The organism is Micromonospora sp. SCSIO 07396 (assembly GCF_053667945.1).
Genome location: NZ_CM132210.1, coordinates 4,230,300 through 4,253,295, shown reverse-complemented (window position 1 = coordinate 4,253,295; position 22,996 = coordinate 4,230,300). Strand labels below are relative to the sequence as shown.

Annotated in this window: 3 protein-coding genes; all 3 read left to right on the top strand. The window is 74.7% G+C overall.

Annotated features, from left to right (window positions below; genetic code table 11):
- The first annotated feature begins 93 nt into the window (after positions 1 to 93).
- Positions 94 to 1,281, top strand: a complete 1,188-nt coding sequence (locus ACWCHM_RS18225) for a cytochrome P450 (RefSeq protein ID WP_204928163.1) — start codon at positions 94 to 96, stop codon at positions 1,279 to 1,281.
- A complete protein-coding gene (locus ACWCHM_RS18220; protein WP_088642118.1) occupies positions 1,278 to 1,514 on the top strand; it encodes a ferredoxin in 237 nt (78 codons plus the stop codon). Before ACWCHM_RS18225 ends, ACWCHM_RS18220 begins: the two co-directional genes overlap by 4 nt.
- Before the next feature lie 146 nt (positions 1,515 to 1,660).
- Positions 1,661 to 22,882 carry an SDR family NAD(P)-dependent oxidoreductase gene (locus ACWCHM_RS18215; RefSeq protein WP_454219116.1) on the top strand — a complete coding sequence of 7,074 codons (21,222 nt, stop codon included), beginning with the start codon at positions 1,661 to 1,663 and terminating at the stop codon, positions 22,880 to 22,882.
- The last annotated feature ends 114 nt before the right edge of the window (positions 22,883 to 22,996 follow it).

Sequence of the window (22,996 nt, the reverse complement as noted above, 5' to 3'; positions counted from 1 at the left end):
TCGCCCGGATACGCCGTACCGCACCGAGCGGCCGAAGAACATCGACGCCAGCGCCGGATCACGTGCGCCCGGTGCGACCCGAGGGAGTGCTCCGTGACGATCGATCAGGAGATCCGTAAATATCCGTTCAGCGAGGCGCCCGGGATCGACATCGACCCCGTCTACGGGCTGCTGCGCAGCACCGAGCCGCTGGCCCGGGTGCAACTGCCGTACGGCGAGGTGTCCTGGCTGGCCACCCGGTACGAGGACGTCAAGACCGTGCTGACCGACCCGCGGTTCAGCCGGGCCGCGGCGCAGGGCAAGGACCAGCCCCGTACCCGCGAGGAGATGACCTACGAGGGCATCATCGGGCTCGACCCGCCGGACCACACCCGGCTGCGCAAGCTCGCCGGCAAGGCGCTGACCGCCCGCCGGGTCAACGAGATGCGCGAGGGCGCCCAGCGCATCGCCAACGAGTACGTCGACGAGATGATCGCCAAGGGCTCCCCGGGTGACCTGGTCGAGCTGTTCGCCCTGCCGTACCCGATCACCGTCATCTGCGAGCTGCTCGGGGTGCCGTTCGAGGACCGGGCCCAGTTCCGGATCTGGACCGAGGGGCTGACCAGCACCAGCGAGCAGCTGATGGTCTACGCCGAGCAGCTGTTCGGCTACATGGGCAAGCTCGTCGCCCAGCGCCGTGAGCAGCCCACCGACGACCTGCTCGGCGCGCTGGTCAAGGCCCGCGACGAGGGCGACCGGCTGACCGAGCAGGAACTGCTGTCCATCGCCGGGGTCGGGCTGCTGCTCACCGGCGTCGAGACGGTCTCCACGCACATCCCCAACTTCGTCTACGCGCTGCTCACCCACCCGGAGCTGATGGCGCAGCTGCGCGCCGACCGGAGCCTGGTGCCGGCGGCCGTGGAGGAGCTGCTGCGGATGATCCCGCTGAACCCGGCCGCCATGTTCCCCCGGTACGCGGTGGAGGACGTGGAGCTGAGCGGGATCACCGTGCGTGCCGGTGAGCCGGTGCTGGTCTCCCTGCCCGGGGCCAACCGGGACCCGGAGATCTTCGACAACCCGGAGACCTTCGACTTCACCCGCGAGCAGAACCCGCACGTCGCGTTCGGCCACGGCCCGCACCACTGCCTCGGCGCGCAGCTGGCCCGGATGGAGCTGCAGGTCGCCCTGCACACCATCCTGGACCGGTTCCCCGAGCTGAGCCTGGCCGACGGCGACGCGGGCGTGTCGTGGAAGTCCGGCCTGCTGGTCCGGGGCCCGAACAAGCTGCTGGTGGCCTGGTGACCGCTGTGGACACCAGGTGGACCGTCACCGTCGACCGGGACGCCTGCATCGGCACCGGGGTCTGCGCCGGCGCAGCCCCCCGCCAGATCGAGATCCGGGCGGGCAAGGCGTCCGCCCTGGCCCCGGAGACCGCCCCCGACGAGGCGGTCATCGACGCCGCCGACATGTGCCCGATGTCCGCGATCACGGTCCGCGACGCCGCCTCCGGCGCGCTGCTCGCGCCCGAGGAGTAACACCGCCCCGACCGGTGAACCCACCGGTCGCCGCGAGGCCGCCGCGACCGGTCCCCCTACCGGTCGCGGCGGCCTTGCCGTGATCGGGCGCCGAAAGCCGACACACCGAGCCGGGCGTCGAACCCGGAGACCTAGTGGAGCGTGCCATGAGCGAGTCCGTGAACCCCACCGGTGCCGAGCCCGACGCCCTGTCGGCACTGCGGCGACGGCTGGAGGGCCGCACGGCCGACGAGCAGGACCGGGCGCTCACCGCGCTGGTCCGGGAGCAGGCCCGCGACGTGCTGCGGACCGTACTGCCGGACGGCCCGGACGCGGTCGAGCCCGGCCGGCCCTTCCGCGACCTGGGCTTCGACTCGCTCGCCGCGGTCGAGCTGCACCGTCGGCTCGCCGCCGCGACCGGCCTGGACCTGCCGGTCACCCTGGTCTTCGACCACCCGACGCCGCAGGCGGTCGGGCGGCTGCTGCGGACCCTGCTCGGTGGGGACGCCGCGCCCGCGCCGGTCGCCGCGCCGCTGCGCCGGCCCGCCGCCGACGACGAGCCGATCGCGGTGGTCGGTATCGGCTGCCGCTACCCGGGGCACAGCACCTCCGCCGACGACCTGTGGCGGCTGGTCTTCGAGGGCCGCCACGTGATCAGCGACTTCCCGACCGACCGGGGCTGGGACACCGACGGCCTCTACGACCCGGACCCGGGCAAGCCGGGCAAGACCTACGTGCGTCAGGGCGGTTTCCTGGAGGGCGCGGCCGAGTTCGACGCGGACTTCTTCGGCATCAGCCCGCGCGAGGCGATGACGATGGACCCGCAGCAGCGGCTGGTGCTGGAGACCGCCTGGGAGGCGCTGGAGGACGCCGGTATCGACTCGGCGTCGCTGCGCGGCAGCCAGACCGGTGTCTTCATCGGCGCCGAACCGCAGGAGTACGGCCCCCGGCTGCACGAGGCCCCGGAGGGCCTGGACGGCTACCTGCTCACCGGCAACGCGCCGAGCGTGGTGTCCGGCCGGCTCGCCTACACCTTCGGCTTCGAGGGCCCGACGCTGACCGTGGACACCGCCTGCTCGGGTTCGCTGGTCGCCCTGCACCTGGCCTGCCAGGCCGTGCAGCGCGGCGAGTGCACCACGGCGTTGGCCGGTGGGGTCGCGGTGATGGTGCACCCGGGCGCGTTCACCGCGTTCAGCCGGCAGCGGGGCCTCGCCCCGGACGGGCTGTGCAAGCCGTTCGCGGCGGCGGCCGACGGCACCGGCTGGGCCGAGGGGGTCGGCATCCTGGTGCTGGAGCGGCTCTCCGACGCCCGCCGCAACGGCCACCGGGTGCTCGGGGTGATCCGGGGTTCGGCGATCAACCAGGACGGCGCGTCCAACGGGTTGACCGCCCCGAACGGGCCGTCCCAGCAGCGGGTGATCATGTCCGCGCTGGCCTCGGCCGGTCTGGCCGCCACCGACGTCGACCTGGTCGAGGCGCACGGCACCGGCACCCGGCTCGGCGACCCGATCGAGGCCCAGGCGATCATCGCCACCTACGGCCGGGAACGCCCCGCCGACCGGCCGCTGTGGCTCGGTTCCCTCAAGTCCAACATCGGCCACTCGCAGGCCGCCGCCGGCGTCGCCGGGGTGATCAAGGTGCTGATGGCGATGAAGCACCGGGTGCTGCCGCAGACCCTGCACGTCGACGCGCCCACCCCCAACGTGGACTGGTCGGCCGGCACCGTCGCGCTGCTCACCGAGGCCCGCCCGTGGGACGACCCGGGCCACCCGCGCCGGGCCGGGGTCTCCTCGTTCGGGGTCAGCGGCACCAACGCGCACGTCATCGTCGAGGAGCCGCCGGCTGTCGACGACGAGGCCGTGCCGGCCGTGCCGCAGCTGCCCAGCGAGGTGCTGCCGGTGGTGCTCTCCGCCCGCAGCGAGGCGGCGCTGCGCGACCAGGCCGCCGCGTTGCTCGCCGTCGTGAACACCGACGGGGACGCCCCGGAACTGCTCGACGTCGCGTACTCGCTGGCCACCACCCGGACCGCGCTGGAGCAGCGGGCGGTGCTGGTGGCCCGGGACCGGCCCGGGGCCAGCCGTGACCTGGCCGCCCTCGCCGCCGGTGGCGACGTGCCCGGCGTACACCTGGGCCAGGCCACCGGTGGTGGGCTCGGTTTCCTGTTCACCGGGCAGGGCAGCCAGCGGCTGGACGCCGGCCGGCGGCTGCACCGCAGCTACCCGGTCTACGCCGCCGCGTTCGACGACGCCTGCGGCTGGCTCGACCTGCAACTGGACGTGCCGCTGGCCGACGTGCTGTTCGCCGAGCCCGGCACCGCCGAGGCGGCCCTGCTCGACCAGACCGCCTACACCCAGTGCGCGCTGTTCGCGGTGGAGGTCGCCCAGTTCCGGCTGCTGGAGTCGTGGGGGATCCGGCCGGACCTGCTCGCCGGGCACTCGATCGGTGAGCTGGCCGCCGCCCACGTCGCCGGGGTGCTTTCCCTGGAGGACGCCGCCCTGCTGGTCGCCGCGCGCGGCCGGCTCATGCAGCAGCTCCCCGCCGAGGGCGCGATGATCTCGGTGCAGGCCACCGAGGAGCAGGTCCGCCCGCTGCTGGCCGGCCGCGAGGAGCAGGTGGGCCTGGCCGCGGTGAACGGACCGACCTCGGTGGTGGTCTCCGGCGACGAGGACGCCGTGCTGGAGGTGGTCGCCGCCCTCGCCGCCGCCGGGCACAAGACGAAGCGGCTCAAGGTCAGCCACGCCTTCCACTCGCCGCTGATGACGCCGATGCTCGCCGAGTTCGGCCGGTTGGCGCACGTGCTCACCTACCGCCCGCCGACCATCCCGGTCGTCTCCACGGTCACCGGCCGGCCGGTGCTCGCCGGTGAACTGTGCGACCCCGACTACTGGGTGCGGCACGTGCGTGACAGCGTCCGGTTCGCCGACGCCGTCCGGGCGATGGTCGACGAGGGGGTCACCACCTTCCTCGAACTGGGTCCGGCCGGCGTGCTCTCCGCGATGGGTCCGGCCTGCCTCGACGACGACGCCGACGTGGTCTTCGCCCCGCTGCTGCGCGCCGACCACGACGAGGAGACCGACGTCGTCACCGCCGTCGCCCGCGCCCACGTGCGGGGCGTGCCGGTGGACTGGACGGCGTTCTTCGCCGCCCGGGGGGCCCGCCGGGTCGCGCTGCCCACGTACCCGTTCCAGCGTCGCCGGTTCTGGATGGAATCCGGTGGCGGCAGCGCCGACGCGACCGGCTTCGGTCAGCTCGCCGCCGGGCATCCGCTGGTCGGCGCGGTCGTCGGCCTGGCCGGCGGCGAGGGCGTGGTGCTCACCGGTCGGGTGTCGCTGCGCAGCCACCCGTGGCTGGCCGACCACACCATCTCCGGGGTGGCGCTGCTGCCCGGCACCGCGTTCGTCGAGCTGGCCGTGCGGGCCGGCGACCAGGTTGGCTGCCCCACCGTCGAGGAGCTGACCCTGGAGGCTCCGCTGGCGCTCGACGAGCGCGGTGTCGCCCTCCAGGTGGTCGTCGGCGTCGCCGACCCGGCCGGCCGCTGCCCGGTGGCCGTCTACTCGCGGCCCGACGGGTCCGACCCGGACGACCAGCTCTGGACCCGGCACGTCAGCGGCTTCCTCACCCCGGAGCCCGCCGACGCCGGGCAGCCGCTCACCCAGTGGCCGCCGCGCGACGCCCGCCCGGTCGACCTGGCCGGCATCTACGCCGAACTCGCCGACCAGGGCTACGGTTACGGCCCGGTCTTCCAGGGCCTCAAGGCCGTCTGGCGACACGGCCAGGAGGTGTACGCCGAGGTCGCGCTCCCCGCCGACAGCCGGGCCGAGGCGGCCCGGTTCGGCCTGCACCCGGCGGTGCTCGACGCCGCCCTGCACGCCATCGACGCGGCCCGCCGGGGCGAGCCCACCGACGACGAGGTGCGCATCCCGTTCGCCTGGAACGACGTCACCCTGCACGCCGCCGGTGCGGCCGAGGTGCGGGTGCGGATCGCCCCGGCCGCCGGAGACAGCGTGTCGGTGACCCTCGCCGACGCCACCGGCGCACCGGTGGCCACGGTGCGGTCGTTCGTCTCCCGGCCGGTCTCCACCGCCCAGCTCACCGCGGCCCGGGGCGGCTACCACGAGCGGCTGTTCCGGCTGGAGTGGACGAAGCTCGGGCACCGGCCCGCCCCGGCGGGCACCCCCCGCTGGGTGGTGCTCGGCGACGAGCGGATCGGCTCGGCCACCCGGCACGCCGACCCGGCCGCGCTGGGTGCCGCGATCGACGCCGGCGCGACCGCGCCCGAGTTCGCGTTCGTCGGCGTCGCCGCCGGTGACGTCCGGGCCGCCACCGCCGGTGCGTTGACGTTGGTGCAGCAGTGGCTGGCCGACGCGCGGCTGGCCGGCACCCGGCTGGTCTTCGTCAGCCGTGCCGACGACCTCGCCACCGAGGCGGTCTGGGGTCTGCTGCGGGCGGCGCAGACGGAGAACCCGGACCGGTTCGTCACCGTCCGGCTCGCCGACGCTCCCGCGCCGCTGCTGGCCGCCGCCCTGGCCACCGGCGAACCGGAACTGCGGGTACGCGACGGGGAGATCAGTGTGCCCCGGCTGGCCCGGGTCGCCACCACCCCCGACGGCAGCGACGACGCCGGTTGGCCGACCGACGGTACGGTGCTGGTCACCGGCGGCACCGGCGGGCTCGGCGCGCACGTCGCCAGGCACCTGGCCGGCAACCACGGCGTACGTCATCTGCTGTTGACCAGTCGTCGTGGGCCGGCGGCGGCCGGTGTGGCGGAGCTGCGCGCGGAGCTGGAAGCGGCCGGCGCGAGCGTCGAGGTGGCCGCCTGCGACGCGGCCGACGCCGATGCCCTGGCCGCGCTGCTCGCCGCCGTCCCGGCCGACCGGCCGCTGCGGGCGGTGGTGCACGCCGCCGGCATCGTCGACGACGGGACGATCGGCTCGCTCACCCCGCAGCGGATCGACGCGGTGCTGAAGGCCAAGCTGGACGGCGCGGTCAACCTCGACCGGTTGACCCGCGACGCCGACCTGACCGCGTTCGTGCTCTTCTCCTCCCTGGCGAGCCTGCTCGACTGCGCCGGGCAGGGCAACTACGCCGCCGCGAACGCCACCCTGAACGCGCTGGCCGCCGACCGCCGGGCGCAGGGCCGGCCCGCCGTCGCCCTCACCTGGGGTCTGTGGACCGGCGACAGCGGCATGGGCGGCCAGTTGGACGCCGCCGCGTTGCAGCGCATCGAGCGGTCCGGCATGCCCGGCCTCAGCCCGGCCGAGAACCTGGCCCTGCTCGACGCGGCGCTCGGCGTCGACGAGCCGGTGCTCGCCCCGATCCGGGTCGACCTGACCGCGCTGCGCAACCGGCCCGACGGGGTGCCGGCGCTGCTGCGCGGCCTGGTACCGCTGCCGGCCCGGCGGGCCGCGCAGGCTGCCGGCCCGGCGGACGCCGCGCAGGGGCTGGCCCGGCAGTTCGCCGGCCTCACCCCGGCCGAACGGGACCGGGTCACCCTCGACCTGGTCCGCGCGCACGTGGCCGCCGTGCTCGGCCACGACGGCGCGGAGGCGATCGAGCCCCGCCGCGCCTTCAACGAGCTGGGCTTCGACTCGCTGGCCGCGGTGGAGCTGCGTAACCGGCTCAACGCCGCCACCGGGCTGCGGCTGCCGGCGACCCTGGTCTTCGACTACCCGACGCCGGTGGCGCTCGCCGAGTTCGTGGTCTCCACCGTGCTCGGCACCGACGTGGACGTGGTGGTGCCGGAGCTGGCGTCGGCCTCGTTCACCCAGGAGCCGATCGCGATCGTCGCGATGAGCTGCCGCTTCCCCGGCGGGGTGAGCACCCCGGAGCAGCTGTGGGAGTTGCTGGAGGGCGGCGTGGACGCGGTCTCCCCGTTCCCCACCGACCGGGGTTGGGACCTGGCCGGCATGTACGACCCGGAGCCCGGCAAGCCCGGCAAGACGTACTCGATGGAGGGTGGTTTCCTCTACGACGCGGCCGACTTCGACGCGGACTTCTTCGGGATCAGCCCGCGTGAGGCGGTCGCGATGGACCCGCAGCAGCGGTTGCTGCTGGAGACGTCGTGGGAGGTGCTGGAGCGGGCCGGGATCGACCCGACCTCGCTCAAGGGCAGCCCGACCGGTGTCTTCGCCGGCGTCATGTACCACGACTACGCGCTGCGCCTGCACCAGGTGCCCGACGAACTGGCCGGCTACCTGGGCAACGGCAGCCTGGCCAGCATCGTCTCCGGCCGGGTCGCCTACACCCTCGGCCTGGAGGGGCCGGCGGTGTCGATCGACACCGCCTGCTCGTCGTCGCTGGTGGCGATCCACCTGGCGGTGCAGGCGCTGCGGGCCGGGGAGTGCTCGCTGGCCCTGGCCGGTGGCGTCACGGTGATGTCCACCCCGGACACGTTCATCGACTTCAGCCGCCAGCGGGGCCTGGCCAAGGACGGCCGGTCCAAGTCGTTCGCCGCCGGGGCCGACGGCACCGGCTGGGGTGAGGGCGCCGGCATGCTGCTGCTGGAGCGGTTGTCCGACGCACGGGCCAACGGCCACCAGGTGCTCGCGGTGATCCGGGGCTCGGCCACCAACCAGGACGGCGCGTCCAACGGGCTCACCGCGCCGAACGGCCCCTCGCAGCAGCGGGTGATCCGGCAGGCGCTGGCCTCCGCCGGTGGCATCCCGGCGACCGAGGTGGACGCCGTCGAGGCGCACGGCACCGGCACCGCCCTCGGCGACCCGATCGAGGCGCAGGCGCTGCTGGCCACGTACGGGCAGGGCCGGCCGGGTGAGCGTCCGCTCTGGCTCGGCTCGATCAAGTCGAACATCGGGCACACCCAGGGTGCGGCAGGTGTCGCGGGCGTGATCAAGATGGTGTTGGCGATGCGCAACGGGCTGCTGCCGCGCACCCTGCACGCCGACGAGCCGTCGCCGCAGATCGACTGGTCGGCCGGTGAGGTGCGGCTGCTCACCGAGGCGCAGCCGTGGCCGGCGCTGGACCGGCCGCGCCGGGCGGGCGTGTCGTCGTTCGGGATCAGCGGCACCAACGCCCACGTCATCGTGGAGGAGGCCCCGCCGGTCGAGCTGGAGGGCGAGATCGTCGCGCCGCCGGCCGTGCTGCCGTGGGTGCTCTCGGCCAAGACCGAGGAGGCGCTGCGCGCCCAGGCCGCCCAGCTCCGGGCCGCCGTGTCCGCCGCCACCACCGACCCGGGCGACCTCGCGTACACGCTGGCGAAGGGGCGGGCGGCGCTGGACCGGCGGGCCGTCGTCGTCGGTGACGTCACCGACTTCCTGACCGGCGCGGACGCCCTGGTCGCCGGGGCCGCGGTGCCGACGCCGTTGCAGGGCGGCTCCGGGGTGGTGTTCGTGTTCCCGGGGCAGGGTTCGCAGTGGGTGGGGATGGCGGTGGAGTTGTTGGATTCGTCTCCGGTGTTTGCGGAGCGGGTCAATGAGTGTGGGGTGGCGTTGTCGGAGTTTGTGGAGTGGCGGTTGGTGGAGGTTTTGCGGGGTGTGGAGGGTGCTCCGTCGTTGGAGCGGGTTGATGTGGTGCAGCCGGTGTTGTGGGCGGTGATGGTGTCGTTGGCGGGGTTGTGGCGGTCGTTTGGGGTGGTGCCGGATGCGGTGATTGGGCATTCGCAGGGTGAGATTGCGGCGGCGGTGGTGGCGGGTGGTTTGTCGTTGCGGGATGGGGCGTTGGTGGTGGCGTTGCGGAGTTTGGCGATTGCGGAGGTGTTGGCGGGTCGGGGCGCGATGGCCTCCATCGGCCTGCCCGCCGAGCGGGTCCGCGAGCGCCTCGACGCCTACGACGGCCGGGTGTCCATCGCCACCGTCAACGGGGTGTCGTCGGTGGTGGTCTCCGGTGACCCGGACGCCGTCGACGACCTCGTCGCCGCCCTCAGCGCCGAGGAGGTGCGGGCCAAGCGGGTGAACGTGGACTACGCGTCGCACTCGGCCCAGGTGGAGCTGATCGAGCAACGGCTGCGCGAGGACCTCGCCGAGGTGTCGCCCCGGTCGTCGACCGTGCCGTTCTACTCCACGGTGACCGCCGGGGTGCTGGACACCACCGGTCTGGACGCCGGTTACTGGTACACCAACCTGCGGCAGACCGTCCGGTTCGAGGAGACCACCCGGGTGCTGCTGCGGGCGGGGATGCGGGTGTTCCTGGAGTGCAGTGCGCATCCGGTGCTGACCATGGGTGTCGAGGAGACGGCCGCCGATGCGGGGGTCGAGGTGGCCGCCGTCGGGTCGCTGCGCCGGGGCGAGGGCGGGCTGCGTCGCTGGCTCACCTCGCTGGGTGAGGCGTTCGTCCGTGGGGTGCCGGTGGACTGGTCGTCGGCGTTGCCGGCGCGTCCGCGTGGTGAGGTGCCGCTGCCGACGTACCCGTTCCAGCGTCGCCGCTACTGGATCGACGCGACCAGCGGCACGACCGACGTGGCGTCGGTGGGCCTCGGCGCGGCCGGCCACCCGCTGTGGGGGGCGTCGGTGGCGATGGCCGAGTCGGGCGAGGTGCTGTTCACCGCCCGGATCTCGCTGGACACCCACCCGTGGCTGGCCGACCACGCCGTCAACGGCACCGTCCTGCTGCCCGGCGCGGCCTTCGTCGAGATGGTGCTGCACGCCGGTGACCACGTCGGCCTCGGCCACCTGGAGGAGCTGACCCTGCACGCCCCGCTGCTGCTCGCCGAGCGCGCGGCCGTGCAGGTGCAGCTGCTGATGACCGCCGCCGACGAGTCGACCCGGCGGACCGTCAGCGTCCACTCCCGGGCCGAGCATGCCGAGGCGGAACAGCCGTGGACCCGGCACGCCACCGCCGTGCTCACCGACACCCCGGCCGCCGCCGGCTTCGACCTGTCGGCGTGGCCGCCGTCGGGGGCGGTGCCGGTGGCGACGGCGGGGTTGTATGACGAGCTGGTGGTGCAGGGGTACGAGTATGGTCCGGTGTTCCAGGGGGTGCAGGCTGCCTGGCGGGTTGGTGAGGTGGTGTTTGCTGAGGTTGCGCTTCCGGAGGAGGCGCATGGTGAGGCGGCGCGGTTCGGGGTGCATCCGGCGTTGTTGGATGCGGCGTTGCAGGTGGTGGGGATCGGTGAGCCGGTGCCGGTGGGTCGTCCGCCGTATCTGCCGTTCGCCTGGACGGATGTGACGCTGCACGCCACGGGCGCGACCGCCCTGCGGGTGCGGGTCACCCCGACCGGCCCGGAGGCGGTCACCCTGCATCTGGCCGACCCGACCGGTGCGCCGGTCGCCGAGATCGGCTCCCTGGTGTCCCGGCCGGTGCAGCTCGCCGCCGCCACCACCGAGGGCAACCTCTACCGGGTCGACTGGACCACCGTCGCGGTGCCCGCCACCCCGACGACGCCCTCGTGGTCCCACCTGGCGGATCTCGCCGACGAGGTGCCGGAGCTGGTCCTCGCCCGGCTCACCGATGACGGACCGGTCGCCGACGTCGAGGTCGCCGCGCGGACCGCGGTGGGTACGGCGCTCGCGCTGCTGCAGCGCTGGCTGGCCGACCCCCGGTTGGCCGAGTCCCGGCTGGTGGTGCTCACCAGCGGCGCCGCCGACCAGGTGACCGACCTGGTGCACGCCCCGGTGTGGGGTCTGGTGCGGGCCGCCCAGGTGGAGAACCCGGGTCAGTTCGTGCTGGTGGACGCCGACCCGGAGACCCCGGTGGAGGAGATCCTGGCGGCGGTCGGCACCGGTGAGCCGGAGTTGTCGGTGCGCGACGGTCAGGTGCGGGTGCCGCGCCTGGCCCGCGCCGCCGCCGGGGACCCGGTGTGGCGGGCCGACGGTGCGGTGCTGGTGACCGGCGGCACCGGTGTGCTGGGCGGGTTGGTGGCCCGGCACCTGGTGGAGGTGCACGGGGTGCGGGACCTGGTGCTGACCTCGCGGCGTGGCCTGACCGCGCCGGGTGCGGAGGAGCTGCGGGACGAGTTGACGGCGTTGGGTGCCTCCGTGGAGGTGGTGGCCGCCGACCTGGCCGACCGGGACGCCGTCGCCGGGGTGCTCGACGCCATCCCGGCGTTGACCGCCGTCGTGCACACCACCGGCGCGCTGGACGACGGCACCGTCGCCGCGTTCACCGACGCGCAGCTCGACACCGTGTGGCGGGCCAAGGCCACCCCGGCCTGGCATTTGCACGACCTCACCCGGGACCGCGAGCTGTCCGCGTTCGTGCTGTTCTCCTCGGCCGCCGGCGTGGTCGACGGCTCCGGGCAGGGCAACTACGCCGCCGCCAACGTCTTCGTCGACGCCCTGGCCGCGCACCGGCGGGCCCTCGGTCTGCCGGCCACGTCGCTGGCCTGGGGTTTCTGGGAGCAGCGCAGTGGGATGACCGCGCACCTCGGCGACGCCGACGTGGCCCGGATGGCCCGCTCGGGCGTGCTCGGCATCGGCACCGACCAGGGCCTCGCCCTGCTCGACGCGGCAGTGGCCACCGACGAGGCGCTGCTGGTGCCGGTCCGGCTGGACACCGCCGCGCTGCGCGCCCAGGGTCAGCAGCTCCCGGCCCTGTTCCGGGGCCTGGTCCGGCTCCCGGCCCGGCGCGCCGCCGGTGCGACCGCGACGCCGGTCGGCGGCTCGGCCCTGCACCGGCAACTGCTCGGCCTCGCCGACGCCGACCAGCGGCGGCTGCTGCTCGACCTGGTCCGGGCCAACGTCGCCGGGGTGCTCGGCCACGAGAGCCCGGCCACCGTCGAGCCGTCCCGGGCGTTCCGGGAACTCGGCTTCGACTCGCTGGCCGCCGTCGAGCTGCGCAACAAGCTCAACACCGCCACCGGGCTACGGCTGCCGGCGACCCTGGTCTTCGACTACCCCAACCCGACCGCGCTCGCCGACTACCTGCACACCAGGATCCTCGGCGCGGCCACCCCGCAGGCCCCGACCGTGGCCACCCCCGTCGCCGACGACGAACCCGTCGCCATCGTGGCGATGAGCTGCCGTTTCCCCGGCGGGGTCCGCACCCCCGAGGACCTGTGGCGGCTGCTCGCCGACGGCACCGACGCGATCACCCCGTTCCCCACCGACCGGGGCTGGGACCTGGCCGGCATGTACGACCCGGAGCCCGGCCGGACCGGCAAGACGTACGCCATGGAGGGTGGTTTCCTCTACGACGCGGCCGACTTCGACCCCGACTTCTTCGGGATCAGCCCGCGTGAGGCGGTCGCCATGGACCCGCAGCAGCGGCTGCTGCTGGAAACCTCGTGGGAGGCCCTGGAGCGGGCCGGCATCGACCCGAACTCGCTGCGCGGCAGCCTCACCGGCGTCTTCGCCGGGGTCATGTACCACGACTACGCCAGCCGGCTGCCCGAGGTGCCCGAGGAACTCGCCGGCTACCTGGGCAACGGCAGCATGGCAAGCGTCGCGTCCGGCCGGATCGCCTACACCCTCGGCCTGGAGGGGCCGGCGGTCAGCGTCGACACCGCGTGCTCGTCGTCGCTGGTCGCGATCCACCTGGCCGTGCAGGCGCTGCGCTCCGGCGAGTGCTCGCTGGCGCTGGCCGGCGGCGTCACCGTGATGTCCACCCCGGACACGTTCATCGAGTTCAGCCTCCAGCGGGGCCTGGCCGCCGACCACCGGTGCAAGTCCTTCGCGGCCGGCGCGGACGGCACGGCGATGTCCGAGGGCGTCGGCATGCTGCTGCTGGAGCGGCTGTCCGACGCCGAACGGCACGGCCACCACGTCCTCGCGGTGGTGCGGGGTTCGGCGATCAACCAGGACGGCGCGTCCAACGGCCTCACCGCCCCGAACGGTCCCTCACAGCAGCGGGTGATCCGGCAGGCGCTCGCGGCGGCCGGTGGCATCCCGGCGACCGAGGTGGACGCCGTCGAGGCGCACGGCACCGGCACCACCCTCGGCGACCCGATCGAGGCGCAGGCGCTGCTGGCCACGTACGGTCAGGAACGTCCCGGGGATCGGCCGCTCTGGCTCGGCTCGGTGAAGTCGAACATCGGGCACACCCAGGGTGCGGCGGGTGTCGCGGGCGTGATCAAGATGGTGTTGGCGATGCGCAACGGGGTGCTGCCCCGCACCCTGCACGTGGACGAGCCCACCCCGCAGGTGGACTGGTCGGCCGGTGAGGTGCGGCTGCTCACCGAGGCGCAGCCGTGGCCGGCGCTGGACCGGCCCCGCCGCGCCGGGGTTTCCTCGTTCGGCATCAGCGGCACCAACGCCCACGTCATCCTCGAACAGGCGCCCCCGGCCGAGGAGCCGCCGGTCGACGCCCCCGAGCCGGAGCTGCTGCCCTGGGTGCTGTCGGCCCGTACCGACCAGGCCCTGCGGGAGCAGGCCGCCCGGGTGGCCGACGTCGCGGGCGACGGGTCCGTCAAGGCCGGTGACCTCGCGTACGCGCTGGCGACCGGTAGGGCGCTGCTCGACCGCCGCACGGTGATCGTCGGTGACCGGAGCGACTTCGTCGCCGGGGCGCGGGCGTTCGCCGCCGACGGCACCGCACCCGGCGTGCTCCAGGGCGGCACGGTCTTCGTGTTTCCGGGGCAGGGTTCGCAGTGGGTGGGGATGGCGGTGGAGTTGTTGGATTCGTCTCCGGTGTTTGCGGAGCGGGTCAATGAGTGTGGGGTGGCGTTGTCGGAGTTTGTGGAGTGGCGGTTGGTGGAGGTTTTGCGGGGTGTGGAGGGTGCTCCGTCGTTGGAGCGGGTTGATGTGGTGCAGCCGGTGTTGTGGGCGGTGATGGTGTCGTTGGCGGGGTTGTGGCGGTCGTTTGGGGTGGTGCCGGATGCGGTGATTGGGCATTCGCAGGGTGAGATTGCGGCGGCGGTGGTGGCGGGTGGTTTGTCGTTGCGGGATGGGGCGTTGGTGGTGGCGTTGCGGAGTTTGGCGATTGCGGAGGTGTTGGCGGGTCGGGGCGCGATGGCCTCCATCGGCCTGCCGGCACAGGCGGCGGCCGAACGGCTGACCGGCTACGCCGACCGCATCTCGATCGCCACCGTCAACGGCACCTCCTCGGTCGTCGTCTCCGGTGACCCGGACGCCGTCGACGACCTGGTCGCGACGCTGACCGCCGAGGGCCTGCGGGCCAAGCGGGTGAACGTGGACTACGCGTCGCACTCGGCGCAGGTGGAGCTGATCGAGCAGCGGCTGCGTGCCGACCTCGCCGAGGTCACGCCGCGGGCCGCCACCGTCCCGTTCTACTCGACAGTCACCGGCGGGGTGCTGGACACCACCGGTCTGGACGCCGGTTACTGGTACACCAACCTGCGGCAGACCGTCCGCTTCGAGGAGACCACCCGCGCCCTGCTCGACGCCGGGATGCGGGTGTTCCTGGAGTGCAGTGCGCATCCGGTGCTGACGATGGGTGTCGAGGAGACCGCCGCCGATGCGGGGTTCGAGGTGGCCGCCGTCGGGTCGCTGCGCCGGGGCGAGGGCGGGCTGCGTCGCTGGCTCACCTCGCTCGGTGAGGCCTTCGCCCGGGGCGTCACCGTCGACTGGTCGCCGGTGCTGCCGGCGCGTCCGCGCGGTGAGGTGCCGCTGCCGACGTACCCGTTCCAGCGCCGCCGCTACTGGCTGAACGCCACCGGTGGCAGCGCCGACCTCACCTCCGCCGGTCTCGGTTCCGCCGGGCACCCGCTGTGGGGGGCCGCCGTCACCATGGCCGAGTCCGGTGAGGTGCTGTTCACCGGCCGGATCTCGTTGGACACCCACCCGTGGCTGGCCGACCACGCCGTCAACGGCACCGTCCTGCTGCCCGGCACCGGTTTCGTCGAACTCGTCCTGCACGCCGGGGACGACGTCGGGCTCGGTCACCTCGACGAGTTGACCCTGCACGCCCCGCTGATCCTGCCCGAGCAGGGGGCCGTACAGGTGCAGTTGCTGCTCGCCGCCGCCGACGACACCGGCCGCCGCACGGTCACCGTGCACTCCCGGCCGGAACACACCGGCAGCTGGGTCCGGCACGCCACCGGCGTGCTCTCCGCCGACGTCACCGACCCCGGCTTCGACCTGCGGGAATGGCCGCCGTCGGGGGCGGTGCCGGTGGCGACGGCGGGGTTGTATGACGAGCTGGTGGTGCAGGGGTACGAGTATGGTCCGGTGTTCCAGGGGGTGCAGGCTGCCTGGCGGGTTGGTGAGGTGGTGTTTGCTGAGGTTGCGCTTCCGGAGGAGGCGCATGGTGAGGCGGCGCGGTTCGGGGTGCATCCGGCGTTGTTGGATGCGGCGTTGCAGGTGGTGGGGATCGGTGAGCCGGTGCCGGTGGGTCGTCCGCCGTATCTGCCGTTCGCCTGGACGGATGTGACGCTGCACGCCACGGGCGCGACCGCCCTGCGGGTGAAGGTCACCGCCAGCGGCCCGGAGTCCGCCACCCTGCACCTGGCCGACCCGGACGGCGAACCGGTCGCCGTGATCGGCGCGCTGGTGTCCCGGCCGGTCCAGCTCACCGCCGCCGCCCCGACCGACGGGGACCTCTACCACGTCGACTGGGTGACCGTGCCCACCGGCACCGCCGCCGAGTCGTGGGGCTACCTGGAGGGCCTCGGCCTCGGCGTCCCCGACGTCGTGCTCGCCCCGCTCACCCCGCCCGCCGCCGAACTCGACCCGGCCACCGCCGCCCGTACGGCGGTGGGGGAGACCCTCGCCCTGCTCCAGTCCTGGCTGGCCGACCCGACCCAGGCCGCCGCCCGGCTGGTCGTGATCACCGACGGTGCCGTCGACGGCGGCACCGACCTGGCCCACGCCCCGATCTGGGGCCTGGTCCGCGCCGCGCAGGCGGAGAACCCCGGCCAGCTCGTGCTGGTGGACGCCGACCCGGAGACCCCGGTGGAGGAGATCCTGGCGGCGGTCGGCACCGGTGAGCCGGAGTTGTCGCTGCGCGACGGTCAGGTGCGGGTGCCGCGCCTGACCCGCGCCACCACCACCGGTGGGTCCTGGCGGGCCGACGGCACCGTCCTGGTCACCGGCGGCACCGGTGTGCTGGGCGCGCTCGTCGCCCGGCACCTGGTGACGGTGCACGGGGTGCGGGACCTGGTCCTGACCTCGCGGCGCGGGCTGACCGCGCCGGGTGCGGCGGAGCTGCGCGACGAGTTGACCGGCCTCGGGGCCACCGTCGAGGTGGTGGCCGCCGACCTGGCCGACCGGGACGCCGTCGCCGGGCTGCTCGACGCCATCCCGGCGCTGACCGCCGTCGTGCACACCACCGGGGTCCTCGACGACGGCCTGCTGACCGCCCTGACCCCGGCACAGCTCGACACCGTGTGGCGGGCCAAGGCCGACCCGGCCTGGCACCTGCACGAGCTCACCCGCGACCGGGAGCTGTCGGCGTTCGTGCTGTTCTCCTCCGCCGCCGGGGTCCTCGACGGGGCGGGCCAGGCCAACTACGCCGCCGCGAACGTCTTCCTCGACGCCCTGGCCGTGCACCGGCGGACGCTCGGTCTGCCGGCCACGTCGCTGGCCTGGGGTTTCTGGGAGCAGCGCAGTGGGATGACCGCGCACCTCGGCGACGCCGACGTGGCCCGGATGGCCCGCTCCGGCGTCCTGCCGCTGGACTCCGACCGGGGTCTGGCCCTGCTGGACGCGGCGGTCGCCGGCGACGAGGCGCTGCTGGTGCCGGTCCGGCTGGACACCGCCGCGCTGCGCGCCCAGGGCCAACACCTGCCGGCCCTGTTCCGCGGCCTGGTCCGGCTCCCGGCCCGGCGGGCGGCAGGTGGCCAGGCCACCCCGGCCACCGGCTCCGGCCTGCACCGGCAGCTCGTCACCCTCGGCGCAGACGACCAGCACCGGGTGCTGCTCGACCTGGTCCGGGCCAACGTCGCGGCCGTCCTCGGCCACGACAGCGGCACCGCCGTCGAGCCGGCGCGGGCGTTCAAGGAACTCGGCTTCGACTCGCTGGCCGCCGTGGAGCTGCGCAACAAGCTCAACACCGCCACCGGGCTGCGGCTGCCGGCGACCCTGGTCTTCGACTACCCCAACCCGACGGCGCTGGCCGGTTACCTGCACGGCACGCTCCTCGGCGGTCCGGCGCAGGCACAGCCGACCACCGTGGTCCGGCCGGTGGTCGACGAACCCGTCGCCATCGTCGCGATGAGCTGCCGCTTCCCCGGCGGGGTCCGCACCCCCGAGGACCTGTGGCAGCTCCTGGTCGACGGCGCGGACGCCATCTCGCCGTTCCCCACCGACCGGGGCTGGGACCTCGACCACCTCTACGACCCGGAGCCCGGCAAGCCCGGCCGGACGTCCTCGCTGGAGGGTGGTTTCCTCTACGACGCGGCCGACTTCGACCCGGACTTCTTCGGCATCGGCCCGCGTGAGGCGGTCGCCATGGACCCGCAGCAGCGGCTGCTGCTGGAAACGTCGTGGGAGGTGCTGGAGCGGGCCGGGATCGACCCGACCTCGCTCAAGGGCAGCCCGACCGGGGTGTTCACCGGCGTGATGTACCACGACTACGGCAGCCGGCTGTCCGAGGTGCCCGAGGAGTTGGCGGGTTACCTGGGCAACGGCAGCATGGCGAGCGTCGCGTCCGGCCGGATCTCGTACACCCTCGGGCTGGAGGGGCCGGCGGTCAGCGTCGACACCGCGTGCTCGTCGTCGCTGGTGGCGATCCACCTGGCCGTGCAGGCGCTGCGCTCCGGCGAGTGCTCGCTGGCGCTGGCCGGCGGGGTCACGGTGATGTCCAAGCCGGACACGTTCCTCGACTTCAGCCTCCAGCGGGGGCTGGCCTCCGACGGCCGGTGCAAGTCCTTCTCCGCCGACGCCGACGGCACCGGAATGTCCGAGGGCGTCGGCATGCTGCTGCTGGAGCGGCTGTCCGACGCCGAACGGCACGGCCACCACGTCCTCGCGGTGGTGCGGGGTTCGGCGATCAACCAGGACGGCGCGTCCAACGGGTTGACCGCCCCGAACGGCCCCGCCCAGCAGCGGGTCATCCGGCAGGCGCTGGCCGCCGCCGACGTCCGCCCCGACGAGGTCGACCTGGTCGAGGCGCACGGCACCGGCACCACCCTCGGTGACCCGATCGAGGCGCAGGCGGTCCTCGCCACCTACGGTCAGGACCGGCCGCAGGACCGGCCGCTCTGGCTCGGCTCGATCAAGTCGAACATCGGCCACACCCAGGGCGCGGCCGGCGTCGCGGGTGTGATCAAGATGGTGTTGGCGATGCGCAACGGGCTGCTGCCCCGCACCCTGCACGCCGAGCAGCCGTCGCCGCAGGTGGACTGGTCGGCCGGGGGGGTGCGGCTGCTCACCGAGGCGCAGCAGTGGCCGGCACTGGAGCGGCCCCGCCGCGCCGGGGTCTCCTCGTTCGGCATCAGCGGCACCAACGCCCACGTCATCATCGAGCAGGCGCCGGCGGTCGAGGCGACGCCCGCCGACGGGGACGCCCGGCACACCCCGCCGGTGCTGCCCTGGCTGCTCTCCGCCCGCTCGGCGCAGGCGCTGCGCGCCCAGGCCGGGCTGGTCGCCGACACCGGGGCCACCCTCGACGTGGCGTACTCGCTGGCCACCACCCGGGCGGTGCTGGAGCGTCGGGCCGTGGTGGTCGCCCCCGCCGGGGACGACGCGGTCCGCGCCCTGCGCGCCGCCGCCGAGGGCACCGACCCCGCCGAGTGGGTGCAGGGGACGCCGTCAGCGGGCAGGTTCGCCATGCTCTTCACCGGCCAGGGCGCACAGCGCCTCGGCATGGGCCGCGAGCTGGCCGCGGCGTACCCGGCGTTCGCCGAGGCGTTCGCCGAGGTGTGCGCCCACCTGGACGCGCAGCTCGACCGGCCGCTGCGGGAGGTGCTCTACACCGAACCCGACGTCGCCGACGCCGCGCTGCTCGACCAGACCGTCTACAGCCAGAGCGCGCTGTTCGCCATCGAGGTGGCGCTGTACCGGCTGCTCGAATCCTGGGGCGTCCGGCCCGACCTGGTGGCCGGGCACTCCATCGGCGAGATCAGCGCCGCACACGTCGCCGGGGTGCTGTCGCTGCCCGACGCGGCCACCCTGGTCACCGCGCGTGGCCGGCTGATGCAGGCGATGCGGGAGGACGGCGCGATGGTCGCCGTCGAGGCATCCGAGGACGAGGTACGCCGGGAGCTGGCCGGCCGGGAGACCGAGCTGGGTGTCGCGGCGGTCAACGGACCCCGGTCCGTGGTGATCTCCGGTGACCACGACGCCGTCGGTGCCCTCGCCGACGACTGGCGGGCCCGGGGACGCCGCACCAAGCGGCTGCGGGTCAGCCACGCGTTCCACTCCCCGCACATGGAGCCGATGCTCGCCGAGTTCCACCGGGTCGCCGCCGGGTTGACCTTCGCCCCGCCGCAGGTGCCCGTGGTGTCCAACCTGACCGGTCGGCTCGCCGACCCCGACGAGATCACCACCCCCGGCTACTGGGTGCGGCACGTCCGGGAGGCGGTCCGGTTCAGCGACGGGATCGCCACCCTGGAGGCGGCCGGCGTCACCACGTTCCTGGAGGTCGGGCCGGACGCGGTGCTCACCGCGATGGGCCGGGAGTGCGTCACCGACACCGGCGGTGTCGCCCTGGTGCCGGTGCTGCGCGGCGGCCGGGACGAGGCGGCGACCCTGCTGACCGCCCTCGCCACCCTGCACACCCGGGGCGTCCCGGTGGACTGGCGGGCCTGGTTCGCGCCCACCGGCGCCCGGGTCACCGACCTGCCGACGTACCCGTTCCAGCGGCGTCGGCTCTGGCTGGACGCCCCGGCGGGCGGCGGTGACGTGCCGGCGCTGGGTCAGCGCCCGGCCGCCCACCCGCTGCTCGGCGCGGTCGTCGGGCTGGCCGGTGTCGACGGCACCGTGCTGACCGGCCGGCTGTCGCTGCGGACCCACCCGTGGCTTGCCGAACACGACCTCGCCGGGACGGTGCTGCTGCCCGGCACGGCGTTCGTCGAGCTGGCCGTCCGCGCCGGTGACCAGGTCGGCTGCGCCCAGGTGGAGGAGTTGACGCTGGAGGCCCCGCTGGTCGTCCCGCCCCGGGGCGGCATCGACCTCCAGGTGGTGGTCGCAGCGCCCGACGCGACGGGACGCTGCCCGGTCACCGTGCACTCCCGGCCTGAGGACGGCGTCGACGGGTGGACCCGGCACGCCACCGGCGTGCTGGCCCCGGCCGCGTCGACCGCGCCGGCCGGCGCGGCCGGCGACGCCTGGCCGCCGGCCGGGTCCACCCCGGTCGACCTGGCCGGCCGCTACGACCGGCTGGCCGACGCCGGCTACCACTACGGCCCGCTGTTCCAGGGCCTGCGGGCCGCCTGGCGCAACGGCGACGAGGTGTACGCCGAGGTGGCGCTCCCCGACGAGGCGACGTCCACGGCCGACCGGTTCGGCCTGCACCCGGCGCTGTTCGACGCGGTGCTGCACACCCTCGACCTGACCGGGGACGAACCGGACGACGACCTGCTCCGGCTTCCGTTCGCCTGGCGCGGGGTCACCCTGCACGCCACCGGCGCGACGGCGCTGCGGGTGCGGCTGCGCCCGACCGGCCCGCAGGAGGTGTCGTTCGACCTGGCCGACACCACCGGCGCGCCGGTCGCCTCGGTGGCCTCGCTGGTGGTCCGGCCGCTGGCCGCCGACCAGCTGGGCGGGGCGCGGGCCGCACACCGCTCGTCGCTGTACCAGCTCACCTGGGCCGCGGTGGAGACGCCGCAGGGCACCGGCGACGCCACGACCGTGGTCCTCGGCGACGACGACCTCGGCCTCGGGGTGCCCCGGTACGCCGACCTCGCCGCGCTCGCGGCGCAGGCCGACGGCACGCCGGGCACCGTCGTGGTGGCCTGGCGTTCCCCGTCGGACTCGCCCTCGGTGGTGGCCACCGGGGCGCTGTCCCTGGTACAGGGGTGGCTCGCCGACGACCGGTTCGCCGGTGCCCGGCTGGCGTTGGTGACGACCCGGGCGGTCGCCACCGCCGACGGCGAGGACGTGCCCCGACCGGTGGACGCCACCGTCTGGGGGCTGGTCCGGGCCGCGCAGGAGGAGAACCCGGGCCGGCTGGTCCTGATCGACGTCGACGGGCCGGACCCGGCGGCGGTGCGGGCGGCGCTGGCCGTCGACGGCGAACCGCAACTGGCGGTCCGTCGGGGTGGTCTGCTCGCACCCCGGCTGGCGGCGTTGCCGGTGCCCGACGGTGAGCTGCCTGTAGGCCCCGACCCGACGGGCACGGTGCTGGTCACCGGCGGCACCGGCGGCCTGGGCCGGTTGCTCGCCGAGCACCTGGTGACCCGGCACGGCGTACGGCGGCTGCTGCTGGCCAGCCGGCGCGGTCCGGCGGCCCCGGGCGTGGACGAGCTGGTCGGCCGGCTGACGGCGGCCGGCGCGGAGGTGACGGTGGCCTCCTGCGACCTGGCCGACCGGGCGGCGGTGGCGGCCCTGCTCGACGGGGTGCCCGCCGAGCACCCGCTGACCGGGGTGGTCCACGCGGCCGGGGTGGTCGACGACGGGCTGCTGCCGACGTTGACCCCGCAGCGGGCGGCGGCGGTGCTCGGCCCCAAGGCGGAGGCCGCCCGTCACCTGCACGAACTCACCCTGCACCGGCCGCTGCGCTGGTTCGTGCTGTTCTCCTCGGCGGCGGCCACCCTGGGTGGCGCCGGCCAGGCCAGCTACACCGCGGCGAACGCCTACCTCGACGCCCTCGCCCAGCACCGGCGGGCGCACGGTCTCGCCGGCACCGCGCTGGCGTGGGGCCTGTGGGCCGAGGCGGGCAGCGGGATGACCGGTCACCTCGGTGCGGCGGACCTGCGCCGGATGGCCCGTTCCGGGGTGGCCGCACTGTCCACGCCCGACGCGTTGGCGCTGTTCGACGCGACCCTCGGGCCGGTGCCGGCGGTGGCCCTGCCGGTCCGGCTTGACCTGGCCGCGATCCGGTCCCGGGCCGACGGGGTGCCGCCGCTGTGGCGCGGCCTGGTCCGGACGCCGGCCCGGCGGGCGGCGGCCGGTGCGGCCGGCCCGGTGGCGGGGGAGCGGCCGCTGGCCGACCGGCTGGCCGGCCTGTCGCCGGATGACGCCGACCGGACCGTGACCGAACTGGTCCAGGCCCGCGCGGCCGAGGTGCTGGGGCACGACCGCCCGCACCTGCTGGACGTGGACAAGGGCTTCCTGGAGCTGGGCTTCGACTCCCTGGCGGCCGTGGAGTTCCGCAACAGCCTCGGTGCGGCGACCGGGCTGCGGTTGCCGGCGACTCTCATCTACGACCACCCCAGCCCGGCGGCGGTGGCCCGGTTCGTCCGGTCCGAGATGGCCGGTGACCTGCCGGCCGCGCCGTCGCTGGAGGCGGAGCTGGCCCGGTGGGAGACGCTGCTGGACGGCACCGTGCCGGACGAGGCGGAGCGGGGCCGGATCACCGTCCGGCTCCAGGCGCTGATGTCCCGGTGGAACGCGGCGTACGGGGCGGCCGAGGTGACGTCGGACGCCCGGGACCTGGCGTCGGTCACCGCGGACGAGTTGTTCGACATCCTCGACGACGAGTTGGAAGCGTCGGACTGACCCTCTTCCGAGGAGGCCCGAGGTCCGCCGACCCCCACGGGTGGCCGGCGGACCTCGGGCTTCCTCCCCGCGTACGGGTGGGGTTTTGTCCACCTTCGACGTGGGTCCATGGCC